Source organism: Nonomuraea sp. NPDC049504 (assembly GCF_040676845.1).
Classification (GTDB): Bacteria; Actinomycetota; Actinomycetes; order Streptosporangiales; family Streptosporangiaceae; genus Nonomuraea; species Nonomuraea salmonea.
On the sequence record NZ_JBFAPT010000011.1, the window covers coordinates 80745 to 94884 of the forward strand.

Below are 14140 nucleotides of genomic sequence, written 5' to 3' on the forward strand. Positions count from 1 at the left end.
GCGGCCGGCGAGCAGGGCGTCCATGGTCCGCTCCGCGAGCTGAGTTGAGAACTGCAACTCAGATGAGGGCGGGAACGTTTCCCTCGCCGCGCCTGACGTGCCTCACGTGAGCAGGTGGCGACCCTGCCCCACGTCGTACGCCTCCCGCAGCCACCCGGCGAACTCCTCGTCCAGCTGCTCGGGCCCGGTGATGCGGAAGGCATGGACGAACAGGCGTTTCGTGTACGGCGACACGCTGGTGAAACGCGGGTCCTCGACGACGCGCTGCAGGTCCATGTAGCCACGCAGCCCCCGGGCGTCGGGACGGGCACCGGCGAAGCCGCGGCGGGTGCCCTTGAGGGTGATCATGCTCTTGGAGACGGCGTAGGTGAAGGGCCCGAAGCCCTGCGCGAGGTCGATGAAGCGGCGATATAAGGCCACGGACTCGTCGGGCTTGCCGGCCAGGTGATCGTCGATCGTCCACGTGGAATCGCTCATGATTCACTTTTGCACATCCCGCCCCGGCCGGCGGGGGCCCGGCCAGGGCGGACAGCGGGTCAGGCGGCAGGTCGCGCGGCCTGGCGGAGCGGGGCGAGGGCGCGACTCCAGGCCAGCACCTCGTCCAGCATGGTCGACAAGGCCGCCACCTGGTGCTCGCCCGCCGCGAGCTTGGTGAAGCCCTCGAAGTCGGCGAACAGCGACAGCGTCACGTTGGTCCGCACGTCGGCGAGCTTCAGCTCACCGCCGATCAGCCGCAGGTGCTCGGCCGCGCGGGCGCCGCCGACACTGCCGTACGACACGATGCCGAACGCCTTGTTGTTCCACTCGGCGAACAGGTAGTCGATGGCGTTCTTCAGCACCCCCGAGGTGGAGTGGTTGTACTCGGGCGTCACCATGACGAAGCCGTCGAACGAGCGGATCTTGGCCGCCCACGCCTTGGTGTGCTCGTTCTGGTACTGGCCGTAGGCCGGTGGCATGGGCTCGTCGAGGTGGGGGAGCGGGTAGTGCAGCAGGTCGACGATCTCGAAGGTGGCGTCGGGGCGGCGGGAGGCGTGCTCGAGCACCCACTGCGCCACCTGCTCGCCGTTGCGGCCGGGACGGGTGCTGCCGAGGATGATGCCGATACGGGTCATCACGGGGTCCTTTCGAAGGTTCCGATGTGCGAGCGGCCCGTGACGCGGCGTAGCCGGAGCGGCCCTGGAGGCAGGGCGGTGGCGGGGGGAGACGTCGCAGGTCGAGGTGGGCGTCATGCGCCGCGCCGACCTCGCACTACTGACTACAGGCCGGTGATCGGTTACTTCAACAGAACCGTGGTCACCCGGGCGTAACAGGCTCAGTCGCCGGTCGCCTCGTCGAAGGCGTCCCTGTTGGCGCGGATGGTGTCCTGGTTGTCGAGCGTCCAGCGGGCCAGTGCCAGCACCGGCTCCGACAGGCTGCGCCCGAACGGCGTGACCTCGTACTCGACCCTGGGCGGGATCTCCGGATAGGCCACTCGCTTGACCAGCCCGTCACGCTCCAGGCCGCGCAGCGTCACCGACAGCATGCGGCGCGAGATGCCGGGCGCGACCCGCAGCAGCTCGGTGAAGCGCATCGGCCTCTCCTCCAGCAGCCCGATCAGGAGCAGGCTCCACCGATCGGCCACCCGGTCCAGGACGGACCGCAGCACGTCGGGATCGTGGTCGAGACACGCCTTGCCCCGCGAACGCAGCACCCTGTCGGCTTCGCGCTGATGCGACATCGGCCCCCCGTTTCCGCGTCACCCGTAAGTGACCTGGTCACGTTGCTGTTACCGGCCGTCGAAGAGTACATCAGGGGTCGAAGGCGACTTACCGAGGAGCCCGCGATGACCGTCCCGACCCCAGGCCGGCGCCGCCGCGCCGGCCGATGGTGCCGCGAGGCCACCGCCCGAGCTCGAGAGAGGTGACGGATCGTGCAGGATCTTCCGGTGCCGAGCCGCGGTGACCCGGCGCACATCGGCGGCCACCGCGTGCTGGGGCGGCTGGGGGAGGGCGGCCAGGGCCGCGCCGGTGGCCGCCTGTGCGGCGGTGCTCGCCGGACGTGCGGGCCGGATCGGCTCGGTCAGCTGACGGCGGCCGACAGCTCGGCGACGTCGTCGTCGGTCAGCTCGAGGCCGGCGGCGGCGACGTTCTCCTCCAGGTGGGCGATCGAGGAGGTGCCGGGGATCGGCAGCATCACCGGGGAGCGGCGCAGCAGCCACGCGAGCGCGAGCTGCGACGGCGTGGCCGAGAGCCGCGAGGCGATCGCGTCGAGCGGCCCGCCCGGCTTGACCAGCCCGCCGGTGGCCAGCGGGAACCACGGGATGAACCCGATCTGGTTGCGCTCGCAGTGGTCGAGCACGCTCTCGGCGGAGCGGTCGGCCAGGTTGTAGAGGTTCTGGACGGTGGCGATCGGGGCGACGGCGCGGGCCTGCTCGATCTGCTCGACGCTGACCTCCGACAGGCCGATGTGGGCGATCTTGCCTTCGTCCTGGAGCGCCTTGAGCTCGCCGACCTGGTCCTCGAGCGGCACCTCGGGGTCGACGCGGTGGAGCTGGAGCAGCGGGATGCGCTCGAGCCCGAGTATGCGCAGGCTCATCTCGCACTGCTGGCGCAGGTAGGCGGGCCGGCCGACGGGGGTCCACTGGTCGGGGCCCTGGCGGGTGAGCCCGGCCTTGGTGGCGATGACGACGCTCTCGTCGTACGGCGCGAGGGCCCGTCGCAGCAGCGGCTCGGCGACCAGCGGGCCGTAGGAGTCGGCGGTGTCGAAGAGCGTGACGCCGAGCTCGGCCGCGCGGCGCAGCACGCGGACGGCTTCGTCCTCGTCGGCCGGAGGCCCCCACACCCCTTTCCCGGTGAGCTGCATGGTGCCGTAACCGAGCCGGTTGACGGGAAGAACGTTCTCGATCGTGAACTGGCCGGACGCGTCGGCCCGCACAGAGGTCATGGCGCTTTCCTTTCTCCGCTGGCCCGCCGAGGCCGCAGGCGTGCTGGGTGGGCCTGCCCCGTGGGGCCGCGCCGTATCTCAACCTCGGGCAAAGCCATGCCGCCGATCATGGCCGGAGGTCGATCACCACGTCCTCGCCGGTCACCTCGCGGCCTTCGCCGTCGATGAACGCGACGTGCACCGGCTCGCCGGTGGAGCGTCGCCTGCGCAGGGCCGATGGCCCGGACGGGCGCGGGCGGTGCTCGTCGCCCCACTGCTGCAGCGCGCCCAGCACCACCCGCAGGTCGGCGCCGGCCGGGGTGAGGTGGTAGCTGCGGCGCTGCCTGCTGCCCGGCTCCTGATAGGTGTACGTCCGCAGCACCCCGCCCGCGACCAGCGTCTTCAGCCGGGCGCTGAGCAGGTTGGGCGCGATGCCCAGGGAGTCTCTGATATCGGCGAAGCGGTGCCTGCCGCGGAAGATCTCGCGCAGGATCAGCAGGGTCCACCGCTCGCCGAGGATCTGCAGGCTGCGCTCGATGGAGCAGGCCGGCTCGTCCTGATCGGTCTTACTCACTTTCATTACTGTACTCAGGCTCCCGATGATCGGGATCGGTTGACAGACTCCGGCCGATATGGGCGTAATGGCGGTCGCGTCGCGTGTCGCCGGCCGGGAGGACGGTCGAGGCATGGAGGCGCCGAATCAAGGGGGATGACGCCGTGGACACTCACACCATCGGTCGTGCCTGAGCACACCGCACCCGTGCGTCTTCCCATGCCTGTTGCGGTGTCGTAAGCACCCGCGCGCCGGCATGTCCGCGCGGGTCGAAGCATGTCCAAAACACCGATCATCAGGGAGCCTTCTTTCAGCATGCCGGAAAACTTCAATCAGCAGGTCATCGACGAGTTCCGAGCCAACCGCGGCCAGGTCGGCGGCCCCTTCGAGGGCGGCAGGCTACTGCTGCTGACCACCGTCGGCGCCAAGTCCGGCGCCCCGCACACCACCCCGCTCGGCTACCTTCCCGACGAGGACCGTGTGCTCGTCATCGCCTCGGCCGGCGGCTCGCCCAAGCACCCGGCCTGGTACCACAACCTGCGCGCCGACCCCCGGGTCACCGTGGAGGACGGCATCTTCACGTACGCGGCCGACGCCGTGGTCCTGGAGGGCGAGGAGCGCGACCGCGTGTTCGCCCGCGCCGTCGAGATGGACCCTGGCTGGGCCGCCTACGAGGAGCGCTCGGGCCGCACGCTGCCGGTGGTGGCGCTGGTGCAGGCCGAGTTCGGGCCGCCGGCCGGGCGGCGCATGGGCGACGCGCTCAAGGACATCCACGACGCCTTCCGCCGCGAGCTGGCCCTGATCCGCAGGGAGGCCGCCGCCTCGGGGCCGCGCCTGGCAGCGCAGCTGCGGATCAACTGCCTGACCATGTGCGCGGGGCTGCACATGCACCACTCGCACGAGGACAACGGCCTGTTCCCCGGCCTGGAGCGGCAGTATCCGGAGCTGGCTCCCGCGATGCGGCGGCTGCGGGCCGAGCACGAGGTGGTGGCGCGGCTGCTGGAGGAGCTCAAGTCACTGCTGTCGGCCGACGACGTCGCGCCCGCCGACCTGATCGCGGGTGTGGACCGGCTCACCAAGGAGCTGGAGGCCCATCTCGACTACGAGGAGCAGCAGCTCGTCGCGCTGCTGAACTGACGCGGACGTCCGGCGTGCCGCTTGTGACATGAGGGACACGCCGGACGTATGCTGACGTTGCGTCCGGGCCCGGCGCCACAGCTTTCGGCGTAGCCGACCTCTCTCACCGCTGATCACGTGCCCCCTTCAGCGTGCGCGGATGAAAATTGCAGTGGATTGCAACTTTACAGTACGCTCCAGCGGCATGACTGAAGGACTGCGCGAGCGGAAGAAGCGCCGCACGCGGCAGCACATCTCCGAGGTGGCCGTCGGCCTGTTCGTCGAGCGCGGTTTCGACAACGTGACGATCGCCGAGGTCGCGGCCGCCGCCGAGGTGTCGGTGAACACCGTCTACAACTACTTCCAGGCCAAAGAGGACCTGGTGCTGCCGCCGGAGGAGGCCTCGCCCCGCCGGCTGGCCGACATCGTGGCCGGGCGCGCGCCCGGGGAGTCGGCGGCCGGGGCGGTGCTGGCGCGGCTGCGGCAGGAGGTGCGCGAGCGCGAGCGCCGGGTGGGCCTGACGCCGGGGTTCGGGCGGGTGCTGGAGATGATGCGGGCCGCGCCCACGCTGACCGCGCGGCTGGAGGACCTGGGCCGGCGCATGACCGGCGAGCTGGCCGGTCTGCTGGCCGAGGAGTGCGGCGAGGGGTCGGATGATCCGCTGCCCCGCGTGGTCGCCTGGCACATCGGCAGCCTGCACGCGCTGGCGCTGAGCGAGATCGGCCGCCGCACGGCCGCGGGCGAGCGGCCGGACGCCATCGCCGAGGCCGTGCTGGAGCTGCTGGACGCGGCCGAGAGCGTGCTCGGCGAGAAGGTGCTGGCCTATGCCGTACGAGGGGAGTGACGTGATGTTCCGGGTGACGATCAGCGGGAAGTTCCAGGGGCTCGACGACGCCGGGCGGGAGGCGGTGCGGGCGGCGGCCGGGACGGCGTTCACCGAGGCGGGCACCTTCACCCACGATCAGAGCGTGTCGGTGTTCACCTTCCGCTGCCAGGTGCCGGCCGAGCCGGAGGACGGCGATGACGAGGCGGCGCTGGGGGCGATGACGGCGCTGGAGGCGTACGGGCAGCCGTACGAGGTGCTGCGCATCGGCGTGACGGACATGCGCGACATCAAGATCCGCCGGCGCTGATTCTCAGATCTGGGATAACATCCCGGATATGAGAGAGGATGTGGAGAGCCGGCTCGCCGACCGCCTCGCCCAGCTGCGCATCGAGCGTGACTGGTCGCTCGAGGAGCTGGCGAGCAGGTCGGGCATCAGCCGCTCGACGCTGTCGCGGCTGGAGCGCGGCGAGATCAGCCCGACGGCGGCGCTGCTCGGCAAGCTGTGCGAGGTGCACGGGCGGACGATGTCGCGGCTGCTGGCCGAGGTCGAAACCGAGCCGCCGCAGGTCGTGGCGGCCGGGGCGCAGCAGGTGTGGCGGGACGAAACATCCGGGTTCGTGCGCCGTTCCGTCTCGCCGCCTCACCCCGGGCTGCGCGGCGAGGTCGTAGAGGGGCGGCTGCGGCCGGGCGCCGACATCGCCTACGACGCGCCGCCCGTCCCTGGCCTTGAGCAGCACATCTGGGTGCTGGAGGGGTCGGTGGAGATCACCTTCGACGGCCGTACGCATGCCGTGGAGGCCGGCGACTGCCTGCGCTTCCGCCTGTGGGGGCCGTCCAGGTTCCGCTGCCCCGGCCCCGGCCCGGTCCGGTACGCGATCTTCGTCGTCCTGCCCTAGGAGGAGCCCGCATGCGCACGATCACCCGCCTGTCCCCGGCCGCGTTCGAGACCTGCGTCAAGGAGCTGGCCGCGCTGCTGGCCGACGCCGTGGACGGCGGCTTCTCGCTGGGGTTCGTCACGCCGTTCGACATCGAGGACGCCGCCGCCTGGTGGCGCGCGCAGGCCCCCGCCGTCGCCGCCGGGGAGCTCATCGTGTGGGCCTGCCGCGAGGACGGCGCCGTCGTGGGCACTGTCGGCCTCGTCCCCTCGCCGAAGGCGAACTCCCGCCACCGCGGCGAGATCATCAAGCTCATCGTGCACCGCGAGGCGCGCAACCGCGGCCACGCGCGCGCCCTGCTCGCCGTCGCCGAGCGGGAGGCGTCGGCGGCCGGCCTCGACCTGCTGATGCTCGACACCGAGACCGGCAGCGCGGCCGAGCACGTCTATCTGACCTGCGGCTGGACCCGCTTCGGCAGCGTCCCTGACTACGCCGGCTCGCCCGACGGCACGCTGCGCGAGTGCAGCTTCTTCTACAAGCGGCTCACAGCGACTGCGTGAGCGCGTCGAGGTCGGCCAGCCGATCGGCCGGGGCCAGGCGGGCGGCGGTGGCGACGAGCAGCAGCTCGGTGACCGCGATCTCGTGGGTGAGCGGCGCGATCGGCCCCGCGGCCTCGCGCGGCAGCGCGATGAGCAGCTCCGCCTCGGCGGCCAGCGGCGAGCCCCAGGTGTCGGTGACGAGGATCAGCCGCGCGCCGCGACCGCGCGCGGCCCGCACGAAACGGGCGGTGGCGGGGGAGTAGCGGCGGAAGTCGTAGGCCACGACCAGGTCGGCCGCGCCCAGGTCGAGCACGGTACGTGCGCGCGCGTGGGCCGGCTCGGGCACCCGGTGCGCGCCGGGGCGCAGGCCCGCGAGCTGGCGGATGAGGTAGTCGGCGGCCAGCTCGCTCAGCGGCCCGCCGAGCGCCCAGACGGTCCTGGCCTCGGCCAGCACTCCCGCGGCGCGATGGCAGAGCTGGGCGGGGACGGCGGCCAGGGTGCCGTCGAGGCCGGCGCGCAGCTCCTCGGCCGCCTCGCCCAGCTCGCCCGGGGGCTCGTCTTCGGGGCGGGTGACGTATTCGAGCAGGCGTGAGCGGTCTCTGGCGCCGTCGCGTACAGCCGTCTGGAAGTCGGCGAAGCCGGCGTAGCCGAGCCGGTCGAACAGCCGTGACGCGGTCGGCGGGCTCACCCCGGCCCGCTCGGCCAGCGCGCGCAGCGAGCCGAGCGCCGCGAACGGGTGGTCGTCGAGCAGCACCCGCACCACCGCCCGCTCACCTGGCGGCAGCTCGGCGTAGACGGCGCTGAGCCTGGCCACGATCGCGTCGCTCTCCATGCTGACGAATGTTACATCATTCCGAGGAAGCGAAACGAATGTTACGGTTTCGGGCATGACTACCTGGAACGGCCTCATCGACAGTCCCTACCGGCGCTGGCTGCCGGTCACCCCCGGCACCCCGGCCATCTCGCTCAACGAGGGCAACACGCCGCTGCTGCGCTCGGCCCACCTGTCCGACCTGACGGGCTGCGAGGTCTGGCTGAAGGTCGAGGGCGCGAACCCGACGGGATCGTTCAAGGACCGGGGCATGACAGTGGCGATCAGCCGGGCGGCCGAGGCCGGCGCCGCGACCGTGATCTGCGCCTCCACCGGCAACACCAGCGCCTCGGCCGCCGCGTACGCCGCCCGCGCCGGGCTGCGCGCCGCCGTGCTCGTGCCCAAGGGGCGGGTGGCGCTGGGCAAGCTGGCCCAGGCCGTACGGTACGGCGCCGAGATCGTCGAGGTCGGCGGCACGTTCGACGACTGCCTGCGCGTCGCCCGCGAGCTGGCCGCCCACCACCCCGTCGCGCTGGTCAACTCGGTGGGCAACGAGCTGCGCCTGGCCGGGCAGCGCACGGTCGCGTACGAGATCGTCGACGCCCTGGGCGCGGCGCCCGACGTGCACTGCCTGCCGGTCGGCAACGGCGGCAACATCACCGCGACCTGGACCGGCTACCGCGCCTACTCCCCGGGCGAGCTACCGCGCATGTGGGGCTTCCAGGCGGCCGGGGCGGCTCCGCTGGTGCACGGCGCGCCCGTGTCCGAGCCGCGTACGGAGGCCAGTGCGATCAACGTCGGGCACCCGGCGACGTGGGAGGGCGCGATCGCGGCCAGGGACGAGTCGGGCGGGCTGATCGGCGCGGTGAGCGACGAGCAGATCTTCGCCGCGTACCGGCTGATCGCCCGCCGCGACGGCGTCTTCGCCGAGCCCGCGTCGGCGGCCGGGGTGGCGGGGCTGCTCGACCTGCACGCCAGGGGCGGGCTGGAGCCCGGCCTGCGGGTGGTGATCACGCTGAGCGGCAACGGCCTGAAGGACCTCGACGCCTCGCTGCGCGGCGGTTACACCGCCACCGAGACCTCGGCGGCGACCGGGGAGGTGGCCAGGGCTTTGCGGCTCGCAGCCTGACCTACCTGCGAGAACCACGTGAAGTAGCGGAACGGTAACGTTATGTGAAAGTTCGCACGGGCAGGAAAGTCGCGACAAAGCCGACAGGTGGCCGATCGGGCGGTTCAACGCCGTCGGCCTCCCCTCTCCTGAGCGGTGACCCCCTGCTCCGAGAGGACTCCCGCCGTGCCCGCGACCCGACTTCGCCGTGTCCTGGGCGGCGCGAGCGCCACCGCGCTCCTGCTCACCGCCGCCGCCTCCGCCCCCGTGCTCAAGCCCGACGCCGCCCCCTGTGCGCGACTGCTCGAAGCGTCGGCCACCTACCGCGCCTACGAGCACACCTTCACCACCGACGCCGCAGGGCGCCCCGCAGAAGCCGTGGCCAAGACGCTCGTCGACCGGGACGCCCCGCGCGGCTCGTGCGAGGGCAAGGTCGGCGACTGGGGCGGGAGCGGCGACTGGCAGGGCGGTCACCTCATCGCCGCCTCCTTCCGCGGCGCGAGCATGCGCTACAACCTGGTGCCCATGCGCGGCAGGCAGATCAACCAGGGCCTGATGAAACGGGTGGAGAACGGCGCGCGCGCCTGCCTGGAGGACGGCGGCGAGGTGCGCGACTACCGCGTACGCCTGCACTATCCCGACCGCACGACCCTGACCCCCGACACGATCCGCGTCAGCCTCAAGGTGGCATCCCGGCCGGTCACCTTCACCTTGCCGAACCGTACACTGAGCGCCGACGACCTGAAAGCCCAGCAAAACGGGATAACTGCCGCGTTCGATGCCGCGCCGTGCGGCAGGGACGGCGCGTGAGCGCGGTATCGATCGCCAGCAGATGATCGGAGGGAATGTTGTGGGATACCTCCATGCCTGAGCACGCCCGTTCTGGTGTGGGATCGACGCCATGAAGGATGAAGGGAAACAGCGCAGGAGGCTCGCGACGGGCACGCTGGCGCGGGTGGCCGTCTTCGCCGCGCTCATCGCGGTCATGGGCCTGCCCGGCACACTGAACGTCTTCGGCAACGCCGTCCCGATCACGCTGCAGACCATGGGCGTGATGCTGGCCGGCGCTGTTCTCGGCGCGTGGCGGGGCGCGCTCGCCGTCCTGGTCCTGTACGTGCTGGTCGCCGCCGGGCTGCCGCTGCTGGCCGGCGGGCGGGGCGGGCTGGGCGTGTTCACCGGGCCGTCGGCCGGGTTCCTCATCGGCTGGCTGCCCGGCGCGGCCGTCACCGGCTGGCTGGTCGAGCGGGCCGGACGCAGCCCGAGCGTGCTCCAGTTGTTCGTGGCGTCCGTGGCGGGCGGCATGGGCGTCATCTATCTGTTCGGCATCCCGGTGCAGGCCCTGGTGACCGGGGTCTCCCTCAGCACGGCGGCCGGTTTCACCGGCCTGTTCCTGCCCGGCGACCTGATCAAGGCGGCGCTGACGGCGGTGGTGGTCAGGGGCGTCCAGCGGGCCTACCCCGACGCGGTGCCCGCCGTGCACCGCGAACGCCTCGGCGGGGGGCGTTGACCGCTCGATGCCCGTAGCAGAACACGTGCTGACGCACGCCGCCGAGCAGCCCTCCAGGCTCGCGGTGCGCGGACCCGGCGGCGAGCTGACCTACGCGCGGCTCGCCGACCGCATCGAAGCCGCCGCCCGGCACCTCGCGGGCAACGGGGTCGGCCCCGGCGTGACGGCGGCCATCGGCCTGGCCGACCCGGTGGAGCTGCTCGTCGCCGTCCTGGCCGCCGACCTCGCCGGTGCGACACCCCTGGTGGGCGAGCACACCTGGGACCACACCCGCTGGACCACCGTCACCGTCCCCCTGCCGACCGTCCCCATCACCACACCGCTGCCCACATCACCGACCGGCACGCCGCTGCCGGCGTCCCCGGTCATTGCTCCGGTGCAGACCGCCCCCATCGACGCTTCCTTGACGACGACGACGCCGCGCGCTGCGCCCCCGCCCGACCCGGCTGGGCCCCCCGCGCGGCGGCGCGCCCGGCCTGACGATCCCGCCTGGGCCTGTTTCAGCTCCGGGAGCACCGGGCGGCCGCGTGCGATCGTCCGCACCCGGGCCTCCTGGACCGGCTCCTACCACCATCTGAACGCGCTGACCGGCATCGGCCCCGACGACGTCGTGCTCGTGCCCGGCCCGCTGGTCTCCTCCCTGTACGCGTTCGCCGCCCTGCACACCCTGGCCACCGGCGCCACGGCCCTGCTGCCGGGACGCTGGCCGGGCCGCGACCTGGCCGATCACCTGGCGGAGGCGAGCGTGGTGCACCTGGTGCCGCACCGGCTGCCCGACGTGCTGGAACGGCCGGGTTCGCTGCGGGTGGCCGTGGTCGGCGGCGCCGCCCTCGCCCCCGGCACGCGCCAGGCCGCAGAACGCGCCGGCGTGCGCGTGGTGGCCTACTACGGCGCCACCGAGCTGTCGTTCGTGGCCGCCGACACCGACGGGGGCGGGCTGCGTCCCTTTCCCGAAGTGGAGATCGAGGTGCGCGGCGAGGGGCCGCTGGGCGAGGTGTGGGTGCGCTCGCCGTGGCTGGCCGAGGGCTACCTGGGCGCGGCGGCCGGGCCGCTGCGGCGCGACGAGGACGGCTGGGTGAGCGTGGGCGACGTGGCCGAGCCGTACCGGGCTGGCGGCGTGCTGCGCGTACGCGGGCGCGGCGACGGCGCGATCCAGACCGGCGGCGCCACCGTCGTGCCCGAGGACGTCGAAGAGGTGCTGCGCAAAGTGCCCGGTGTGGAAGACGTCGTGGTGGTGGGCTCGCCGCACCCCTCCCTCGGCGCGGTGGTGACGGCGGTCATCGAGACCCCGTTCTCCGAGCCGCTCCCGCGCGCCCTGCTGGAGGAGACCGCGCGCGGCGGGCTGGACTGGGCGCAGCGGCCCCGCCGCTGGTACGCGGTGCCCGAACTGCCCCGCACGCCCACGGGCAAGCCGGCGCGGGCGCTGGTGGCGGCCCGGCTGGCGAGCGGCGACCCGGCCATCAGGCGGCTGACGTGACCATGGACCTGACCCCCGTGGTGGTGTCGGCCCGGCGCACGCCGATCGGCACGGCCGGGCACGCGTACAAGTCGCTGACCGCCGAACACCTGGCCGCCCCCGTGATCGCCGCCGTGGCAGGCGACCTGAAGGGGCGGCCGGTCGATGACGTGATGCTGGGCAACTGCATGGGACCCGGCGGGAACATCGCCAGGGTCTCCGCGCTGGCGGCCGGCCTCGGGCACGAGGTGCCAGGGGTGACGGTGGACCGGCAGTGCGGCAGCGGCCTGGCCGCGATCCTGCTGGCCGGTCAGGCCGTCCGCGCGGGCGAGGCGGACCTGGTGATCGCCGGAGGCGTGGAGAGCGCCTCGACCGCGCCGCTGCGCACGTTCAGAGGGGCAGGGACGCCGTACGAGCGGGCGCCGTTCACCCCGGAAGGCAGCCCCGACCCGGACATGGGGCCGGCGGCCGAGGCGCTGGCCGCGGCCAAGGGCGTCGATCGGGAGAGGCAGGACGCCTACGCCTGCCGCAGCCACGCCCGCGCCCTGGCCGCCCGCGCGGCGGGACGGTTCGCCGAGGAGATCGTGCCCGTCGCGGGCCGCACCGACGATCAGCGTCCGCGCCCGCTGCGGGCGGCGTCGCTGGCCCGGCTGCCGGCCGCGTTCGTGCCGGGTGGCACGGTGACGGCCGGCAACTCCTCCCCGAACAGCGACGGCGCCGCCGCCGTGGCCCTGGTGCCGGAGGGGCTGCGCGACGGCCGGCCGGGCCTGCGGCTGCTGGCCGGGGCCGTGGCCGGGTGCGATCCCGAGTTGCCCGGGTGGGGGCCGGTGCCGGCGATCCGCCGGGTGCTGGCGCGTACCGGGGTGGCGATGGAGTCGATCGCGGTGGTGGAGATCGTGGAGGCGTTCGCGGCGCAGGTGCTGGCCGTCACCGACGCGCTCGGGTTCGACCCGCTGGGCGCCGACGACGAGCGGGTGTGTCCCGGCGGCGGTGCGCTGGCGCTCGGGCATCCGTGGGGTGCGACCGGCGCGGTGGTGGTGACCAGGTTGTTCGGCGGGCTCGTCCGCGCCGCGGCTCCCAAGGGCACGCTGGGCCTGGCGGCGGCCGCGGTCGGCGGCGGGATGGGCGTGGCAGCCCTGTTCGAGGTGGTGTGAGAGTTGATCGAATTCACTGACGTGCACGTCCGGCTGGGCACGCGCGACGTGCTGCGCGGCATCACCGCGGCGCTGCCCGAGCGCCGGGTGGGCGTGGTGGGCGCCAACGGCTCCGGCAAGAGCACGCTCGCCCGGCTGGTCAACGGCCTGGCGCTGCCGTCGTCCGGCCAGGTCACCGTGCTCGGCATGGACACCCGCCGCGACGGCGCCAAGATCAGGCGCGGTGTGGGGTTCCTGTTCACCGATCCCGACGCGCAGATCGTCATGCCGACGGTGGCCGAGGACGTCGCGTTCTCGCTGCGCCGCAAGGGCCTGACGCGCGAGGAGGTGGACCGGCGGGTGGGCGAGGTGCTCGGCCGTTACGGCCTGGCCGGCCACGCCGACCATCCCGCGCACCACCTGTCCGGCGGGCAGAAGCAGCTGCTGGCGCTGTGCTCGGTGATGGTGCTGGAGCCGGAGATCCTCGTCATGGACGAGCCCACCACGCTGCTCGACCTGCGCCACTCGCGCCAGGTGGCGGAGCTGCTGGAGGAGATGCCGCAGCAGGTGTTCCTGGTCACTCATGACCTGCCGCTGCTGTCGGGGTTCGACCGGGTGCTGGTGATCGACGGGGGCCGGGTGGCCGCCGACGGCACGCCCGCCGAGGCCATCGCCCACTACAGGAAGCTGATGGCGTGAACAGCCTCACCGGCGCCTACGTACCCGGAGATTCGCCGCTGCACCGGCTGCCGGCCGGCGCGAAGCTGGCCGCGCTGGCGCTGGCCTGCACGGCGCTGGTGCTGCTGCGCTCGCCGCTCGCGCTGGCCGTGGCGGGGGTCGTGGTGGCGGCCCTGTACGCGCTGGCCAGGGTCGGCGCGGCGGCGGCGTGGGCGCAGGTCAAGCCGGTGCGCTGGTTCGCCGTGATGCTGTTCGGCGTGCAGCTCGTCTTCGCCGGGCCGGCCGCGGCCGCCGCCACGACGTTGCGGGTGGTGCTGGCGGTGGCACTGGCCGGGCTGGTGACGCTGACCACCCGGTCGGCGGCCATGATGGCGGCGCTGGAGCGGCTGCTGTCGCCGGTCAGGTTCGTGGGGCTGGACCCGTTCCGGCTGTCGTTGCTGCTGTCGCTGACCATTCGCAGCGTGCCGGTGGTGGCGTCGCTGGCCACGCGGGTCAGGGAGGCGCAGCGGGCCAGGGGCGTCGAGCGCAGCCTGCGGGCGTTCGCGGTGCCGCTGGTGGTCAGCTCGCTGCGGCACGCCGACGCGCTGGGCGAGGCGCTGAGCGCCCGCGGGCTCGACGACGATGATTAAGATTTGAC

At 73.1% G+C, this 14140-nt stretch carries 19 protein-coding genes; 13 read left to right on the forward strand and 6 right to left on the reverse strand.

Annotation, left to right across the window (positions count from 1 at the left end; translation table 11 throughout):
• Positions 1–102: 102 nt before the first annotated feature.
• From AB0K28_RS21860 to AB0K28_RS21870, 3 genes are all read right to left on the reverse strand, one after another.
• On the reverse strand, positions 103–477 hold the full coding sequence (locus tag AB0K28_RS21860) for a DUF5655 domain-containing protein (protein ID WP_345407000.1): 375 nt from the start codon (positions 475–477) through the stop codon (positions 103–105).
• Positions 478–536: 59 nt separating this feature from the next.
• The gene (locus tag AB0K28_RS21865; RefSeq protein ID WP_364372775.1) at positions 537–1112 is read right to left on the reverse strand and encodes an NAD(P)H-dependent oxidoreductase; all 576 of its coding nucleotides are present in this window, start codon (positions 1110–1112) and stop codon (positions 537–539) included.
• Positions 1113–1312: 200 nt separating this feature from the next.
• Positions 1313–1717: a helix-turn-helix domain-containing protein gene (locus tag AB0K28_RS21870; RefSeq protein ID WP_345407009.1), complete on the reverse strand. Its 405-nt coding sequence runs from the start codon at positions 1715–1717 to the stop codon at positions 1313–1315.
• A 220-nt stretch (positions 1718–1937) separates the two neighbouring features.
• Between AB0K28_RS21870 and AB0K28_RS21875 the strand changes: the two genes are divergently transcribed.
• Positions 1938–2066 carry a hypothetical protein gene (locus AB0K28_RS21875; RefSeq protein ID WP_364372778.1) on the forward strand — a complete coding sequence of 43 codons (129 nt, stop codon included), beginning with the start codon at positions 1938–1940 and terminating at the stop codon, positions 2064–2066.
• On the opposite strand, the gene AB0K28_RS21880 is transcribed toward AB0K28_RS21875, so the two are convergent.
• Together AB0K28_RS21880 and AB0K28_RS21885 are read right to left on the reverse strand one after the other, a co-directional pair.
• Positions 2059–2922, reverse strand: a complete 864-nt coding sequence (locus AB0K28_RS21880) for an aldo/keto reductase (protein WP_364372781.1) — start codon at positions 2920–2922, stop codon at positions 2059–2061. The genes AB0K28_RS21875 and AB0K28_RS21880 overlap by 8 nt on opposite strands.
• A 106-nt stretch (positions 2923–3028) precedes the next feature.
• Positions 3029–3475, reverse strand: coding sequence for a helix-turn-helix domain-containing protein (locus tag AB0K28_RS21885; RefSeq protein ID WP_364372784.1), 447 nt, complete (start codon positions 3473–3475; stop codon positions 3029–3031).
• Positions 3476–3769: 294 nt separating this feature from the next.
• Here AB0K28_RS21885 and AB0K28_RS21890 point away from each other — a divergent pair, with 294 nt between their 5' ends.
• From AB0K28_RS21890 to AB0K28_RS21910, 5 genes are all read left to right on the forward strand, one after another.
• Positions 3770–4591 (forward strand): nitroreductase/quinone reductase family protein, encoded by an 822-nt coding sequence (locus AB0K28_RS21890; protein ID WP_345407018.1) that lies wholly within the window; start codon positions 3770–3772, stop codon positions 4589–4591.
• Positions 4592–4775: 184 nt separating this feature from the next.
• Positions 4776–5414, forward strand: coding sequence for a TetR/AcrR family transcriptional regulator (locus AB0K28_RS21895; protein ID WP_364372788.1), 639 nt, complete (start codon positions 4776–4778; stop codon positions 5412–5414).
• Positions 5395–5703 (forward strand): DUF6204 family protein, encoded by a 309-nt coding sequence (locus AB0K28_RS21900; RefSeq protein WP_364372791.1) that lies wholly within the window; start codon positions 5395–5397, stop codon positions 5701–5703. The genes AB0K28_RS21895 and AB0K28_RS21900 overlap by 20 nt, the downstream gene beginning before the upstream one ends.
• Before the next feature lie 28 nt (positions 5704–5731).
• Positions 5732–6292 carry an XRE family transcriptional regulator gene (locus AB0K28_RS21905; protein WP_364372794.1) on the forward strand — a complete coding sequence of 187 codons (561 nt, stop codon included), beginning with the start codon at positions 5732–5734 and terminating at the stop codon, positions 6290–6292.
• A gap of 11 nt (positions 6293–6303) precedes the next feature.
• Entirely contained in the window at positions 6304–6831 is a 528-nt protein-coding gene (locus AB0K28_RS21910; protein ID WP_364372797.1) for a GNAT family N-acetyltransferase, read from the forward strand.
• On the opposite strand, the gene AB0K28_RS21915 is transcribed toward AB0K28_RS21910, so the two are convergent.
• A complete protein-coding gene (locus tag AB0K28_RS21915) occupies positions 6815–7642 on the reverse strand; it encodes a MurR/RpiR family transcriptional regulator (RefSeq protein ID WP_364372800.1) in 828 nt (275 codons plus the stop codon). The two genes, AB0K28_RS21910 and AB0K28_RS21915, sit on opposite strands and share 17 nt — an antisense overlap.
• A gap of 55 nt (positions 7643–7697) precedes the next feature.
• Here AB0K28_RS21915 and thrC point away from each other — a divergent pair, with 55 nt between their 5' ends.
• From thrC to AB0K28_RS21950, 7 genes are all read left to right on the forward strand, one after another.
• Positions 7698–8750 carry a threonine synthase gene (thrC, locus tag AB0K28_RS21920; RefSeq protein ID WP_364372803.1) on the forward strand — a complete coding sequence of 351 codons (1053 nt, stop codon included), beginning with the start codon at positions 7698–7700 and terminating at the stop codon, positions 8748–8750.
• Between the two features lie 165 nt (positions 8751–8915).
• The gene (locus AB0K28_RS21925; RefSeq protein WP_364372806.1) at positions 8916–9539 is read left to right on the forward strand and encodes a DNA/RNA non-specific endonuclease; all 624 of its coding nucleotides are present in this window, start codon (positions 8916–8918) and stop codon (positions 9537–9539) included.
• 91 nt (positions 9540–9630) lie between these two features.
• Entirely contained in the window at positions 9631–10236 is a 606-nt protein-coding gene (locus AB0K28_RS21930) for a biotin transporter BioY (protein WP_364372809.1), read from the forward strand.
• A gap of 7 nt (positions 10237–10243) precedes the next feature.
• On the forward strand, positions 10244–11713 hold the full coding sequence (locus AB0K28_RS21935) for a class I adenylate-forming enzyme family protein (RefSeq protein ID WP_364372812.1): 1470 nt from the start codon (positions 10244–10246) through the stop codon (positions 11711–11713).
• A gap of 2 nt (positions 11714–11715) precedes the next feature.
• Positions 11716–12846, forward strand: a complete 1131-nt coding sequence (locus AB0K28_RS21940) for a thiolase family protein (protein ID WP_364373299.1) — start codon at positions 11716–11718, stop codon at positions 12844–12846.
• A 3-nt stretch (positions 12847–12849) separates the two neighbouring features.
• A complete protein-coding gene (locus AB0K28_RS21945; protein WP_364372815.1) occupies positions 12850–13524 on the forward strand; it encodes an ABC transporter ATP-binding protein in 675 nt (224 codons plus the stop codon).
• Positions 13521–14132 (forward strand): energy-coupling factor transporter transmembrane component T, encoded by a 612-nt coding sequence (locus AB0K28_RS21950; RefSeq protein WP_364372818.1) that lies wholly within the window; start codon positions 13521–13523, stop codon positions 14130–14132. The genes AB0K28_RS21945 and AB0K28_RS21950 overlap by 4 nt, the downstream gene beginning before the upstream one ends.
• The last annotated feature ends 8 nt before the right edge of the window (positions 14133–14140 follow it).

Excerpts from the sequence above, each read along its gene's own strand:
- AB0K28_RS21860 (WP_345407000.1), bottom strand. The coding sequence starts at position 477 with ATGAGCGATTCCACGTGGACGATCGACGATCACCTGGCCGGCAAGCCC.
- AB0K28_RS21865 (WP_364372775.1), bottom strand. The coding sequence starts at position 1,112 with ATGACCCGTATCGGCATCATCCTCGGCAGCACCCGTCCCGGCCGCAAC.
- AB0K28_RS21870 (WP_345407009.1), bottom strand. The coding sequence starts at position 1,717 with ATGTCGCATCAGCGCGAAGCCGACAGGGTGCTGCGTTCGCGGGGCAAG.
- AB0K28_RS21880 (WP_364372781.1), bottom strand. The coding sequence starts at position 2,922 with ATGACCTCTGTGCGGGCCGACGCGTCCGGCCAGTTCACGATCGAGAAC.
- AB0K28_RS21890 (WP_345407018.1), top strand. The coding sequence starts at position 3,770 with ATGCCGGAAAACTTCAATCAGCAGGTCATCGACGAGTTCCGAGCCAAC.
- AB0K28_RS21895 (WP_364372788.1), top strand. The coding sequence starts at position 4,776 with ATGACTGAAGGACTGCGCGAGCGGAAGAAGCGCCGCACGCGGCAGCAC.
- AB0K28_RS21900 (WP_364372791.1), top strand. The coding sequence starts at position 5,395 with ATGCCGTACGAGGGGAGTGACGTGATGTTCCGGGTGACGATCAGCGGG.
- AB0K28_RS21905 (WP_364372794.1), top strand. The coding sequence starts at position 5,732 with ATGAGAGAGGATGTGGAGAGCCGGCTCGCCGACCGCCTCGCCCAGCTG.
- AB0K28_RS21910 (WP_364372797.1), top strand. The coding sequence starts at position 6,304 with ATGCGCACGATCACCCGCCTGTCCCCGGCCGCGTTCGAGACCTGCGTC.
- AB0K28_RS21915 (WP_364372800.1), bottom strand. The coding sequence starts at position 7,642 with ATGGAGAGCGACGCGATCGTGGCCAGGCTCAGCGCCGTCTACGCCGAG.
- thrC (WP_364372803.1), top strand. The coding sequence starts at position 7,698 with ATGACTACCTGGAACGGCCTCATCGACAGTCCCTACCGGCGCTGGCTG.
- AB0K28_RS21930 (WP_364372809.1), top strand. The coding sequence starts at position 9,631 with ATGAAGGATGAAGGGAAACAGCGCAGGAGGCTCGCGACGGGCACGCTG.
- AB0K28_RS21935 (WP_364372812.1), top strand. The coding sequence starts at position 10,244 with ATGCCCGTAGCAGAACACGTGCTGACGCACGCCGCCGAGCAGCCCTCC.
- AB0K28_RS21940 (WP_364373299.1), top strand. The coding sequence starts at position 11,716 with ATGGACCTGACCCCCGTGGTGGTGTCGGCCCGGCGCACGCCGATCGGC.